Origin of the sequence: Streptomyces sp. H27-H1 (assembly GCF_026627445.1) — a bacterium.
Taxonomy (GTDB): Bacteria; Actinomycetota; Actinomycetes; order Streptomycetales; family Streptomycetaceae; genus Streptomyces.
This window is the reverse complement of the sequence record NZ_JAPNLJ010000004.1, coordinates 94,795-108,612: the sequence shown is the minus strand read 5'-3', so window position 1 is coordinate 108,612 and position 13,818 is coordinate 94,795. Positions and strand designations below refer to the sequence as shown.

8 protein-coding genes are annotated in these 13,818 nt (G+C 71.6%); 2 read left to right on the top strand and 6 right to left on the bottom strand.

The features are described from left to right. Positions 1–116: 116 nt before the first annotated feature. The gene (locus OTB20_RS05310) at positions 117–2,984 is read left to right on the top strand and encodes a bifunctional glycosyltransferase/CDP-glycerol:glycerophosphate glycerophosphotransferase (RefSeq protein ID WP_267815433.1); all 2,868 of its coding nucleotides are present in this window, start codon (positions 117–119) and stop codon (positions 2,982–2,984) included. Beyond that, complete coding sequence (locus tag OTB20_RS05305) at positions 2,981–4,168, top strand: glycosyltransferase (protein WP_267815432.1); 1,188 nt, start codon at positions 2,981–2,983, stop codon at positions 4,166–4,168. The genes OTB20_RS05310 and OTB20_RS05305 overlap by 4 nt, the downstream gene beginning before the upstream one ends. A gap of 98 nt (positions 4,169–4,266) precedes the next feature. On the opposite strand, the gene galE is transcribed toward OTB20_RS05305, so the two are convergent. From galE to OTB20_RS05275, 6 genes are all read right to left on the bottom strand, one after another. Next, positions 4,267–5,256, bottom strand: coding sequence for a UDP-glucose 4-epimerase GalE (galE, locus tag OTB20_RS05300; RefSeq protein WP_267815431.1), 990 nt, complete (start codon positions 5,254–5,256; stop codon positions 4,267–4,269). A gap of 65 nt (positions 5,257–5,321) precedes the next feature. After that, entirely contained in the window at positions 5,322–6,944 is a 1,623-nt protein-coding gene (locus OTB20_RS05295; protein ID WP_267815430.1) for a glycosyltransferase family 2 protein, read from the bottom strand. 127 nt (positions 6,945–7,071) lie between these two features. Beyond that, on the bottom strand, positions 7,072–8,514 hold the full coding sequence (gene obgE / locus OTB20_RS05290; RefSeq protein WP_267753239.1) for a GTPase ObgE: 1,443 nt from the start codon (positions 8,512–8,514) through the stop codon (positions 7,072–7,074). Between the two features lie 179 nt (positions 8,515–8,693). Continuing rightward, entirely contained in the window at positions 8,694–8,948 is a 255-nt protein-coding gene (rpmA, locus tag OTB20_RS05285) for a 50S ribosomal protein L27 (protein ID WP_030384676.1), read from the bottom strand. A 12-nt stretch (positions 8,949–8,960) separates the two neighbouring features. Further along, on the bottom strand, positions 8,961–9,281 hold the full coding sequence (rplU, locus tag OTB20_RS05280; RefSeq protein ID WP_112446572.1) for a 50S ribosomal protein L21: 321 nt from the start codon (positions 9,279–9,281) through the stop codon (positions 8,961–8,963). Positions 9,282–9,720: 439 nt separating this feature from the next. Beyond that, on the bottom strand, positions 9,721–13,767 hold the full coding sequence (locus OTB20_RS05275) for an Rne/Rng family ribonuclease (RefSeq protein ID WP_267815429.1): 4,047 nt from the start codon (positions 13,765–13,767) through the stop codon (positions 9,721–9,723). Positions 13,768–13,818: the final 51 nt, after the last annotated feature.

Here is a 13,818-nt window from a genome sequence, read left to right as displayed (position 1 = left end):
GGACCTGCCACTCACCTCTTTCTGAGAAGTATGCACGCCGGGGGGCGCCCTGACCGAGGCGAGTGCCGCACACGGTAGCTTTGACGGGATAAGAGCAATGAAACAGAGGGATTGAGGTGCACGTGCCTGACGTCTCCGTGGTCGTCATCGTCTACAACGACGCAGAGCGTCTCCCGGCTGCCGTCCAGTCGGTTTTGGACCAGACCCTGCACGGGGTCGAAGTCGTGATCGTCGACGACTGCAGCAAGGACGGGTCCTACGCGGCCGCCCAAGAGCTCGAAGCCGCGCACCCGGGGAGAGTGCGCGCCTTCCAGCTGCCGGAGAACAGCGGCGGCTGCGGTGCCCCGCGCAATCACGGCATCCAGCAGGCCACCGGTACGTACGTCATGTTCCTGGACAGCGATGACGTGCTGGAACGCAACGCCTGCCGCAACATGCTGGACGCCGCCGAGCGGACCGGTTCCGACCTGGTCTCGGGCATGTGCGTCCGGGTCCACCTCGACAGCCGTTCGACCAAGACCACCGAGTGGTACCCGTGGATCTACTCGCGCACCCGCACGCTGGAGTCGATCACCGAGTACCCGGACCTGCTGGTCTACGACACCCTCTCCACGAACAAGTGCTACCGGCGCGCGTTCCTGCTGGAGCAGGGCCTGGAGTTCCCGGTCGGCATCCACTACGAGGACCTGCTGTTCTCCGCGCAGGCCTACGTCGCCGCCAGCCGCATCACGCTCATCCCGAATCACGTCTACTTCTGGAACGTGATCGAGAAGGCCTCGGCGAAGTCGATCAGCAACCGGCGGCACGAGATCGAGAACTTCGTCCACCGGATGGAGATCCACCGCCGCGTCGACGACCTGCTGGCCGCCAAGGGCCACTCGGAGATCAAGTCCGCGAAGGACCGCAAGTTCCTCAAGCACGACCTGGTGCTGCACCTGCGGGACCTGCCCCTGCTCAGTGACGACTACCGCCGGGAGTTCGCCCGGCTCGCCAACGGCTACCTGGCCGGCATCGACCCGGCCGCGTACGAGCAGGTCACGAGCCTGCAGGCCATCTGCGCCTACCTGCTCGGCAAGGAGGACTGGGACAACCTCCTGTCGGCCGCCGACGCCATGACCAACAACGGCCGGCTCACCTCCCCGCTCGCCGAGCGCGACGGGCGCGTCTACTGGTGCGACCGGCACATCGACGACGCCGAGGGCCGCCGGATACTGGACGTCACCGACCAGGGCTTCGACTCCGTGCCGCTCACCTCCCTCACGCTGGGCAACCGCCTCACCGCGTACGAGGACGACGGCCGCGGCACCGTCACCCTGTCGGGCTCCGTGGTGAACCCGCTGGGCAGGATCCGCCCCGAGGCGGAGCTGCAGGCCACGCTGGAGTTCCGCGCCCGCAGGCAGATCGGTGTGCGCTCCTTCAGCTTCCCGGTGGCAACCGTGCGCCACGCCGGTGACACGATCGTGTGGAAGGCCACGGCCGACGTCGCCGGCACCGTCCGCCCGCTCGGCATCATCGACGCGGTCTGGGACGTACGCCTGAAGTTGAAGGCCGGCGGCGACCAGCTCACCACCCGCGTCTCCGTCGGCGGGGTCGACCTGGACAAGGCGACCCGACTGCGCGTGCGCCCGCGGCTGACCCGGCTGGTCTCCGACCGCTTCGAGCCGGAGATGACCAAGAAGGGCAACCTCTCCTACGTCCTGACCGCCGAGGGCCCCGCCGCCGTGCGCACCCAGACGCTGCTCAACGGCGCGATGCACGGAAAGACCGCCGGCGTGGTCAAGCGGGGCCTGCGCAAGGCCCTGCGGGCCCGCCGCAACCTCGGCTCGGGCGAGCAGAAGGTGAAGGTCTACCACGAGGTCTTCTCGAAGCTGCCGATCAAGAAGGGCACGGTCGTCTTCGAGAGCCACATGGGCAAGCAGTACAGCGACAGCCCGAAGGCGATCTACGAGGAGCTGGTGCGCTCCGGCGTGCCCTTCGAGGCGATCTGGTCGTACGCGGGCGGCAAGCCCGTCGGCTTCCCCAAGGAGGCCACCCTGGTCCGGCGCTGGAGCTGGCCCTACCTGAGGGCGCTGGCGCAGGCCGAGTACTGGATCGACAACCAGGGCTTCCCCCTGGCGCTGGCCAAGCGCCCGGGAACCACGTACATCCAGACCTGGCACGGCTCCGCGCTCAAGCGGATGGGCTTCCACGAGCCGCGCACCAAGGCGCAGGACCGTCCGGGCCAGGTCCGCTTCCAGACGGCCGTCGACCGCTTCGACCACTTCCTGATCCGCTCCGAGCACGATGCCCGCACCCTCGCCAAGGGTTTCCGGCTGCGGGACGAGGTGCTGCTGCGCACCGGCTACCCGCGCAACGACGCCCTGGTCGCGGCCCACCGCTCAGAGGCGAACAGCGGGGAGCGGGTCCGCGGTCCCCTGGCCGGCGAGCTCGGGATCGACCCGGAGAAGAAGGTGCTGCTGTACGCGCCGACCTTCCGGGCGAACGCGGACGGGGCGGTGGAGCGCTTCCAGTTCCCCTTCGACGTGGAGGAGTTCGCCGACCGGCTCGGTGACCGCTTCACACTGCTGGTGCGCACCCACTACCTCAACAGCGTCTCGCTGCCGCCGTCGGTCGCGGGCCGGATCATCGACGTGTCCCGGCACCACGACATCACGCCGCTGCTGGAACTCGCCGACGGACTGATCACCGACTACTCGTCCGTGATGTTCGACTACGCGGTCCTGGACCGGCCGATGCTGTTCTTCGCGTACGACTACGAGAAGTACGCGAACGACATCCGCGGCACGTACTTCGACCTCAAGGAGAAGGCTCCCGGCCCGGTGGTCGCCACCGCGGACGAACTTCTCCAGGCCCTCTCCGCCTTCGAGGAGGCGGACGCCAAGTACGCCGAGGCGCGTCAGCGTTTCCTCGCCGAGTTCGGCGAGTACGACCGCGGGGACGCGGCCCGCCGGATCGTCGACAAGTTCTTCAGGAGCGGCAAGTGAGCCAGCAGACTTCCACCGCCCCGGAAGACACCGTCGGCGGTCGTGACATCTTCCTCATCTCCAACAGCCTGGACGAGCTCGGCGGCGTGACCACCTGGTCGCACCAGATGGCCCGGCTGTTCAGCGACCGCGGGCACCGGGTCCACGTCATCGGCATCGTCCCCGTCGCCGAGGAGCTCCGCCAGCAGCTCCCGGCGGACCTGCCCTACGCGACGACGACGCTGTACGAGGCCCACCCGCCGGCGGCCCGCCAGCTGCAAGGCATCAAGGGCCGGCTCAACGCGCCCGAACGGCGCCGCCAGGCGGCCCGCCGGGCGACGATGCGGGCCAAGGCCGACCAGCTGGGCGAGCTGCTGCGCGCGGCCCGCCCGGGCGCCGTGGTGATCGTCACCCAGGTCTGGGCGATGGAGTGGCTCGCCCTGGCCGACACCAAGGGGTGCACGGTCATCGGCATGAGCCACGAGTCCTTCGAGGCCAGCAACAAGTCCACCCGGGGCCAGCGCGTCCGCCGGTACTACCGGGAGGTCGACCGCATGCTCGTCCTGACCCCCGAGGACTCGGACCGGTGGATCCGCTCGGGCATGGACAACGTCTCCAGCATGCCGAACCCGCTGCCGTTCATGCCCGCCTCCCCCGCCCCGCGCACCGGGAAGGTGGTGGCGAGCGTCGGCCGCCTCGCCTTCGAGAAGGGCATGGACCTGCTGCTCGACGCCTGGGCGGACGCCTCTGCGCACCACCCCGACTGGGTCCTGCGGATCTACGGGGCGGGCGCGGAGGAGGCAGCCTTGCGGGCGCACGCCGCCGGGCTCGGCCTGACGGACTCCGTGGAGTGGATGGGCAGCACCAACGACGTGCTGGGCGCACTGCGTGGCGCCTCCGTCTTCGCCCAGGCCTCGCGCGCCGAAGGGTTCCCGATCACCCTGCTGGAGGCGATGGCCGCGGGTGTGCCGGTGGCCGCCTTCGACTGCGCGCCGGGCGTACGGGAGATCGTGACGCACGACGAGGACGGGCTGCTGGCCCGGCTCGGCAACACGATGGAGCTGGCCGGGCAGCTGGAGCGGCTGATGGCCAGCCGCGAACTGCGCGACCGGCTCGGCGACGCCGCCTTCCACAACGTGCAGCGGTACTCCAGCGCCGACATCACCGACCGGTGGGAAGAGCTGTTCTCCTTCCTGGAGCGCTGAGCCCGACAGAGTACGTACGAAGCCGCCCGCCCCGGTCGATTCCGGGGCGGGCGGCTTCGTAGGTTCTTCCGCGCGGGAGGCGGCCGCGCGGCAGGCGGTCAGGCCTTGCGGTGGGCCTCCCAGCCCTCCCAGGCCGAGGTGATCATCTCGCGGACGTCGTGGCGGGCCTTCCAGCCCAGCTCCGCCGAGATCCGGTCGGCGGAGGCGACGACCTTCGCCGGATCGCCGGCGCGGCGCGGGGAGACCGCGGGCGCGTAGGCGGGACCGGTGTGCCCGGTGGCCTCGTTCACCAGCTCGACCATCTCGCGGACGGATACGCCCTCACCGCGGCCGATGTTGACGGTGAGGTCCTTGTACTCGCCCTGCGCGCCCCATTCGACGAGCTTGCGGGCGGCCACCACGTGGGCCTCCGCGAGGTCGGCGACGTGGATGTAGTCGCGGATGCAGGTGCCGTCCGTGGTCGGGTAGTCGTCACCGAAGATCCGGGCGCCCTCGCCCTTGTCGAAGCGCTCGAAGATCATCGGGACCAGGTTGTAGACCCCGGTGTCGGCGAGCTCGGGGGTCGCGGCGCCCGCCACGTTGAAGTAGCGCAGGCACGCGGTGGAGATGCCGTGGGCCTTGCCCGCGGCGCGCACCAGCCACTCGCCCGCCAGCTTCGTCTCGCCGTACGGGCTCAGCGGCAGGCACGGGGTGTCCTCGGTGACGAGGTCCACGTCCGGCATCCCGTACACGGAGGCGGAGGAGGAGAAGAGGAAGTTGCGCACGCCCGCGGCGGCCACGGCCTGCAGCAGGACCGTGAGGCCGCCCACGTTCTCCTCGTAGTAGTGCAACGGCTTCTCGACGGACTCGCCGACCTGCTTCTTGCCCGCCAGGTGGACCACGCCCGTGATCCGGTGCCGGGCGAAGGTCTCGTCCAGGACCTGGCGGTCGAGCACGGAACCGACCACCAGCGGGACGCCCTGCGGGACGCGGTCGGCGTTCCCGGTGGAGAGGTCGTCCAGAACCACGACCTCCTCACCCGCGAGCAGCATCGCGCGGACGACGTGCGCCCCGATGTAACCGGCACCACCAGTGATCAGAAACGTCATGCGTGTCTCCCTAGTTCTCTTTCGTACTTCTCGTCCGGCGCCATGCCGTCCGGCCGGGTTCCGCTCTAGCCGCGGACTATGCGGGCCCGGTTGAAGCGGTGTCGGGCCAAACTCAGGACGCCGGAGTAACCGGGCGCGAGCCTCAGCGCCAGCGACCCGCCGGTCGTGCGGTAGGGCTGCGCCAACAGGACACCGTACCGGCTGCTGGGCAGCACCCGCCGGTGGAGCAGGCGACTGAGGGGACGCGGGGAGGTGAGCAGGGAGCTCCCGTCCGCGCACTCCACGCTCAGCTTCACGTCCCAGGCCTGCAGTCCCCGCCGCCCCTCGCCCCGCCCGAGGCTCGCCAGCGTGGTGAGCCGGAAGGGCAGCTCCGCGGTCCACCGGGCGCCGTCGGACGTGGGGTGCAGCTCCACCGGCTCGGCGACCAGCAGCTCGCCCAGGTCGCCCCGGGGCTGGAAGCGCAGCTGGATGGTGCGCGGCCCGGCGGCGGCGAGGCGCCCGTACAGGTCGTGCACCTGGATCCGGAGGCCGATGCAGCCCCTCGGTTCGGCGTCGATGGTGACCGGCAGCTCCGCCGTCTCCAGCTCGTCCAGCCGGTCCAGCTCCACGGGCAGCGTGTCGCTCCAGACCGGAACTCCGCCCGGGCCGGTCGCGTACGGGGGCAGCAGGCGGGGCGGGTCGGCGGCGAAGCCGGTCAGCCGCTGCAGGTCGGCGGGGGCGGGCGGCACCTCGGTGGCGCGCAGCACCCGTACGATCCAGCGGGCGTGTGCCCCGGCGGCCTCGACGTCGGCCTCGGCGAACCCGGCCACGTAGTCACGGGTCAGCGTCCACCAGGCGGCCTGGTAGCCAGGGTCCTGGCCGAGCTCGCGCAGGTACATGCGCAGGTCGTACTCCAGGAACTTGACCTGGCAGGCCCGGCCCAGCTCGGGCGAGGACGCCTTCATCAGCCGGGAGGCCACGCGGTGGGCTTCCACGCGCGCACTCCAGTTGCCGACGTCCTTGCGGTCCAGCGAGATGGAGACCTGGGCGGCGTTGCGGCGCACGTGCCACACGTAGACGAGGTCAGCGATCACCGCGATGCGGGGGCGGGCCGCCAGCACACGGGCGGTGAACACGAAGTCCTCGTAGATGAACCGGCCGTCCGGGAAGCGGATCCCGTACATGTCGAGGAAGGCCCGCTCGTACAGCTTGTTGACGCAGAGGGTGTCGCGGACCAGCTCCGGGCGGTCCGCCGGACGCTCGATGACCTCTCCCGGCGTGTAGAGCCCGGGCACCCAGGGCACGTCACGGCTCTCGGGCAGTTCACGGCGGACGCAGGATCCGACCGTGACCGGCGCCCGGTGTTCCCCGGCGGCACTCACCAGGGCGTCGACCGCCCCGAGGGGCAGGACGTCGTCGCTGTCCAGGAACATCACGTACGGGGCGGTCGCGGCCGCGATCCCGTCGTTGCGGGGGGTGCCGCAGCCCCCGCTGTTCTCCGTGCGGTGCACGACCTTCACGCGGGGGTGGCGGGCCGCCAGCTCGTCCAGCACCTCGGCGGTGCCGTCGGCGGACGCATCGTTGACCGCGATGACTTCGGCGACAACCGGACCCTGGGCGAGGGCCGAGGCGACGGCCTGGCCCACGAGCTCGGCGTCGTTGTACGCGATCACCACGATGGCAACTGTGGAGGTATGGGTGCTCGTCACCCGTGGATCCTAGGCCACAAGAGTAAACGTCACCTTAAGACCGGCCACCCGACGGGGGGATAACCGGAACCTGTGACGAGCCTGTGACGGCGGCCGGGACCCGGCCGCCGTCACGTACGCGATCCGGTCAGAAGGGACGGAACTCGTCGTACTCCTGCTGCGAGGAATCCCGCTGCGCTTCCTTTTCCTTGCGGCGCGTGGTGGCCGGACGCGGCGCCTCCAGACGGTGGTCCTCACCGCGGCGGCCCAGCATCTCGGCGCCGGCCATCATGGTCGGCTCCCAGTCGAAGACGACCGCGTTGTCGTCGGAACCGATGGCGACGCCGTCACCCGCACGGGCACCGGCCTTGCGCAGCGCGTCCTCGACACCGAGGCGGTTGAGACGGTCGGCGAGGTAGCCGACGGCCTCGTCGATGTTGAAGTCCGTCTGGCGGACCCAGCGCTCCGGCTTCTCGCCGCGCACGCGGTAGACGTCCTCGGCCTCGTCGTACTTGATGGTGAAACCGGAGTCGTCGATGGCCTTCGGCCGGATGATGACGCGGGTCGCCTCCTGCTTCGGCGTGCGCGCGCGGGCCTTCGCGATGACCTGGGCGAGGAAGAAGGACAGCTCCTTCAGACCCGTACGGGAGACCGCGGAGACCTCGAAGACCTTGTAGCCGCGGGCCTCGAGGTCCGGGCGGACCATGTCGGCGAGCTCCTGGCCGTCCGGGATGTCGACCTTGTTGAGGACGACGAGGCGCGGGCGCTTCTCCAGGCCGCCGCCGTAGAGCTTGAGCTCGTTCTCGATGGCGTCGAGGTCGGCCAGCGGGTCGCGGTCGGACTCCAGGGTGGCGGTGTCCAGGACGTGCACCAGGATCGAGCAGCGCTCGACGTGGCGCAGGAACTCCAGGCCGAGACCCTTGCCCTGGCTGGCGCCCGGGATGAGGCCCGGGACGTCGGCGATCGTGTAGACCGTCGAGCCGGCGGTGACGACGCCCAGGTTGGGGACGAGGGTGGTGAAGGGGTAGTCGGCGATCTTCGGCTTGGCCGCGGAGAGCACCGAGATCAGCGAGGACTTGCCGGCGCTCGGGAAGCCGACCAGCGCCACGTCGGCGACGGTCTTGAGCTCCAGGACGACCTCGCCGCCGGTGCCGGGGACGCCGAGGAGCGCGAAGCCGGGCGCCTTGCGGCGGGCCGAGGAGAGCGCGGCGTTGCCGAGGCCGCCACGGCCGCCTTCGGCCGCGACGTAGGTGGTGCCCTGGCCGACGAGGTCGGCGAGGACGTTGCCCTCCTTGTCGAGGACGACGGTGCCGTCCGGCACCGGGAGGATCATGTCCTCGCCGTCCTTGCCGGAACGGTTGTCGCCCGCGCCGGGCTTGCCGTTGGTGGCCTTGCGGTGGGGGCTGTGGTGGTAGTCCAGCAGGGTGGTGACAGCCTGCTCCACCACCAGGATGACGTCGCCGCCACGGCCGCCGGTGCCGCCATCGGGGCCGCCGAGCGGCTTGAACTTCTCCCGGTGAACGGAGGCGCAGCCGTGGCCCCCGTTACCCGCGGCGACGTGCAGCTCGACGCGGTCCACGAAGGTGGTCATGGTTGTTCCTCCAGATACAGCGGGAATATCCCGGAAAGCCCGGGGGGTAGGCCTTGCTACCCATTAAACGTGTCTAAGTGACAACGCGCCGAGGGCGGACCTCTCTTCCCGGCTTCCGCCGGGAAGAGCTGAGATCCGCCCTCGGGGTGTTACGAACGCTTCAGATCAGCAGAGCTGAATCAGGCGGCCGGAACGATGTTGACGACCTTGCGGCCACGGTGCGTGCCGAACTCGACCGAACCGGCCAGCAGCGCGAACAGCGTGTCATCGCCACCACGACCCACACCCGAACCCGGGTGGAAGTGGGTGCCGCGCTGGCGGACGAGGATCTCACCAGCGGAAACGACCTGACCGCCGAAGCGCTTCACGCCGAGCCGCTGGGCATTGGAATCGCGCCCGTTCCGGGTGGACGATGCGCCCTTCTTGTGTGCCATGTCTCAGTCCCTCTACTTCGCAGCCGCGGGGATACCGGTGACCTTGATCGCCGTGTACTGCTGGCGGTGACCCTGGCGACGGCGGTAGCCGGTCTTGTTCTTGTAACGAAGGATGTCGATCTTGACACCCTTGTGGTGGTCCACAATCTCGGCCGTGACCTTGACGCCGGCCAGGACCCACGGGTCGCTGGTCACGGCTTCGCCGTCGACAACGAGCAGGGTCGAGAGCTCGACCGTGTCGCCAACCTTGGCGGTGGGAATCTTGTCAACTTCAACGATGTCGCCGACAGCAACCTTGTGCTGGCGACCACCGCTGCGCACGATGGCGTACACGCGGATCTCTCTCTCACTCGAGTGCGGGAACCCCTGAAGCCAGCCGGCCCCGCGAAAGAAACCGCAGGCCGGCCTCCCCCGAGCCGCGAGGCGGTACGGGAGGTGAGTTGCTCAGTGGATGGCGTATGCAAAGACACGCCAGCGACCTAGATTACGGGGCCCGGCCCGAGGAATCAAACCGGGCCTCCTGGGGCGCTCGCAGTCGCCCGCCGCACCGCTTGACGGAGCGCGGCGAGGCGCGCCCGCGGCCCATCCGGGCGCCTTGTCGTACCGCTTGCCCGGTGCGCTCGGTCCCGGTGCCCTCGGGGCCGTCCCAGGCCGTCAGGGACGGTCCTGGGCCGCCTCCCGGCGTGTGCTCAGCCGGCGAAAAGCCCCGCCCGGCACCGAATCACGGTGCCGGGCGGGGCCGGGTCGAACAAACCGGAGCAGGATCCGCGGATCAGGCTTCGGTCGGGGCCGAGACGGAGGGCAGCGTCTGCTGCTCCGCTGCCGCGGTCTTCTTCGTCGCCCGCTTCGTAGCGGTCTTCTTCACAGCCGTCTTCGCAGCCGTCTTGGCCGGAGCGGCCTTCTTGGCAACGGCCTTCTTCGCGGTCGCGGCCTTCTTGGCCGGGGCCTTCTTCGCAGCGGTCGCGGTCGCCTTCTTGGCGGCCGTCTTGCGGACCGCCTTCTTGGCGGGAGCCGCCGGGGCGGCCTCCTCGACGACGACCTCGGCCGGCGCCTCGACCGGGGCCTCGACGACCAGCACGGCCGCCTCCGCGCCCGCCGGGGAACCGGCCGGAGCGGTGGCCTTACGGGTCGCACGGCGACGCGTACGGGCCGGCGCGGCCTCGGCCACGGGCTCGGCCGGGGTCTCCACGACGACCGGCGCGGCCTCGACGACGACCTCGGGCTCCGGCGCGGCCACGGGGGCCTTCGCGACCGGCTCCGGGGCCTGGACAGCCTCGGCCGGGGCGCCCGCCGGAGCGGTCGCCTTACGGGTGGCGCGACGGCGGGTGCGGCCCTTGGGGGCCTCCTCCGCCACCGGCTCCACGACAGCCTCGGCCACGGGCGCCGGGGCGACGGGCTCCGGGGCGACCGGCTCGGCGACCGGCTCCGCGACGGCCTCGGCCACGGGGGCCGGGGCGGCGACACCGCGCGGGGCGCCCGCCGGAGCGGTCGCCTTACGGGTGGCACGGCGGCGGTTGCGGCGGCCGCTCACGCCGGCCTCGGCCTCGGCCGGGCTGCTGTACAGCTCCTCGTCCGCGACGAACTCCGGCTCGGGCAGCGCCCGCGGAGCGGCGGCCTCGGCAGCCACCTCGGCCTCGCTCTCGGCCTCCGTCTCGAACTCCACCTCGGCCGTGTCGGCCTCGTGGTCGTGCTGGTCGAACTCGGACTTGCCGCCGCGACGCTTGGAGCGCTTGCCGTTGCCACCGCCGCCGATCACGGTCGGGGTCTCCATGTGCACGATGACACCGCGGCCGTTGCAGTGGACGCAGGTCTCGGAGAAGGACTCCAGCAGACCCTGGCCCACCCGCTTGCGGGTCATCTGGACCAGACCCAGCGAGGTCACCTCGGCGACCTGGTGCTTGGTGCGGTCGCGGCCCAGGCACTCCAGCATGCGCCGCAGGACCAGGTCGCGGTTGGACTCCAGGACCATGTCGATGAAGTCGATGACCACGATGCCGCCGAGGTCGCGCAGCCGCAGCTGACGCACGATCTCCTCGGCCGCCTCCAGGTTGTTCCTGGTGACGGTCTCTTCGAGGTTGCCGCCCTGACCGGTGAACTTGCCGGTGTTGACGTCGATGACGATCATCGCTTCGGTCTTGTCGATCACGAGCGAACCGCCCGAGGGCAGCCACACCTTGCGGTCGAGGGCCTTGGCGAGCTGCTCGTCGATCCGGTACGTCGCGAAGACGTCCACCTCGGAGGTCCAGCGCGACAGCCGGTCGGCCAGGTCCGGGGCCACGTGGTTCACGTAGCCGTGGATGGTCTCCCAGGCGCTGTCACCGCTGACGATGACCTTCGTGAAGTCCTCGTTGAAGATGTCGCGCACGACACGGACGGTCATGTCCGGCTCGCCGTACAGGAGGCTCGGCGAAGAGGTCGTGATCTGCTTCGACTTCTTCTGGATGTCCTCCCACTGGGCCTGCAGACGCTCGACGTCGCGGCGCAGCTCGTCCTCGCTCGCACCCTCGGCGGCGGTGCGCACGATGACGCCCGCGTCCTCGGGGACGATCTTCTTGAGGATGGTCTTCAGACGCGCGCGCTCGGTGTCGGGCAGCTTGCGGCTGATGCCGGTCATCGAGCCCTCGGGCACGTAGACCAGGTAGCGGCCGGGCAGCGAGACCTGGCTGGTCAGGCGGGCGCCCTTGTGGCCGATCGGGTCCTTGGTGACCTGCACCAGGACCGACTGGCCGGACTTGAGGGCGGCCTCGATGCGGCGCGGCCCGTGGGCCATGCCGAGCGCCTCGAAGTTGACCTCACCGGCGTACAGGACCGCGTTGCGGCCCTTGCCGATGTCGATGAAGGCGGCCTCCATGGACGGCAGCACGTTCTGGACCTTGCCCAGGTAGACGTTGCCGACGTACGAGGTGGCTTCTTCCTTGTTGACGTAGTGCTCGACGAGCACGTTGTCCTCGAGGACACCGATCTGGGTGCGCTCGCCGGCCTCACGGACGACCATGACGCGCTCGACGGCCTCGCGACGGGCCAGGAACTCGGCCTCGGTGACGATCGGGACGCGGCGGCGGCCCTGCTCGCGGCCTTCGCGGCGGCGCTGCTTCTTGGCCTCCAGGCGGGTCGAGCCCTTGATGGACTGGACCTCGTCGGAGGAGGTGGAGAGGGCCTCGGAGCGCTCGCGCGCCGGGCGCGGCTCGCGGACCTTGACGACCGTGCGCACACCGTCGTCCTCGGCCGCGTCGGCGTCCGTGCCACCGTCACCACTGCGACGGCGACGGCGCCGGCGGCGACGGCTGGAGCTGGAGCCGAGGGCCCCGTTCTCCTCGTCGTCGTCCTCCTGGGCGGAGTCCTCTTCCTCGTCGGCCTCCTCGGCGGACTCGGCCTCTTCCTCGGCGGACTCGTCGAGGTCGGCGGCCTCACCGCGACGGCGGCGACGGCCACCACGGCGGCGCCGGCGCGACGGGCGGTCGCCCGACTCGTCGAAGTCGTCCTCGGCGGCCTCGTCGAGCTCGGCGGCCTCGTCCTCGACCTGCTCTACGTCGGCCAGCGAGACCGGGCCGGACGGCGCGGCGGCGGCCGGAGCCGGGGCCACGGGCGCGGCGCTCTCGGCGGCGGCGCCACGGCCACGGCGGCGGCGACGGCCGGCCGGCTGCTGCGCGGGGGCCTGGGCGGCCTCGACCTCGGCCTCGGCGAGCTCGATCTCCTCCTCCTCGGCCTCATCGGCCGGGGCGACGGCAGCGGCGGCCGCGGCCAGGGCGGCGGTCTCCGGGGTCTGGAACATCGGCTCGGCGAACACCGGGGCCTGGAACACGGCGACGGCGGGGCGCGCGGCGCGGCGGCCGCCACGGGACGGGGCCGGCGTGGCGGGCGCCTCAGCCTCGGCGGCGGGGGCCACGGCCTGCGGCGCGGCGGCGACGGCCGGAGCGGTGGTGGAACGGGTGGCGCGGCGGCGGCCGCCGCGCTTCGGGGAGTCCACGGCGTCGGCCACGGTGACGGTGGCCTTGGAGGCGGCGACCGGCGCCGGAGCGGGGGTCTCCTCCACAGCGGCCTCGGCGGCCTCGGCGGCGGGCGCCTCAGGAGCAGTCACGGCGCGGGTGGCGCGGCGACGGGCACGCGGGGCCGGAGCAGCGGACTCCTCGACGACCGGAGCGGCCACGGCGGCGGGGACCTCGGCAGCGGGAGCCTCGACGACGGCCTCGGCGGCGGGCGCCTCAGGGGCGGTCACGGCGCGGGTGGCACGGCGACGGGCACGCGGCGCCGGAGCAGCAGGCTCCTCGACGACCGGAGCCGCCACGGCGGCGGGGGCTTCGGTGACGGCCTCGGCGACGGGCGCCTCAGGAGCGGTCACGGCGCGGGTGGCACGGCGACGGGCACGCGGCGCCGGAGCGGCAGGCTCCTCGACGACCGGAGCGGCTACGGGGGCCGCCACGGGCGCGGCCTCGGCGGCGGGCGCCTCGGAAGCGGTCACGGCGCGGGTGGCACGGCGACGGGCACGCGGCGCCGGAGCAGCGGACTCCTCGACGACCGGAGCCGCCACAGGGGCCACTGCGGCCGGAGCCTCGACGACGGCCTCGGCGACGGGCGCCTCAGGAGCGGTCACGGCGCGGGTGGCACGGCGGCGGGTACGAGCCGGGGCGGCGGCCGGGGCGGCCTCCTCGGCGGGAGCGGCAGCGACCACGGCCGCGGGAGCGGTCTCGGCGGGGGCTACGGCGCCGCCGGGCGGGCCGGCCGGCCGGGACGCGGCACGGCGGCGCCTGCGCGGCGGCAGGTTGTCGCTCGGGCTGCCACTGTCGGCAGCGGTGTTGTTGTCGTTTTCGTTGTTGAGCATGCGGGGTTTCTCCCGTCACGCTCCCGGGCGCCGCGGCTGACTTCCGGTCCG

Excerpts from the sequence above, each read along its gene's own strand:
- galE (WP_267815431.1), bottom strand. The coding sequence starts at position 5,256 with ATGACGTTTCTGATCACTGGTGGTGCCGGTTACATCGGGGCGCACGTC.
- obgE (WP_267753239.1), bottom strand. The coding sequence starts at position 8,514 with ATGACCACCTTCGTGGACCGCGTCGAGCTGCACGTCGCCGCGGGTAAC.
- rpmA (WP_030384676.1), bottom strand. The coding sequence starts at position 8,948 with ATGGCACACAAGAAGGGCGCATCGTCCACCCGGAACGGGCGCGATTCC.
- OTB20_RS05275 (WP_267815429.1), bottom strand. The coding sequence starts at position 13,767 with ATGCTCAACAACGAAAACGACAACAACACCGCTGCCGACAGTGGCAGC.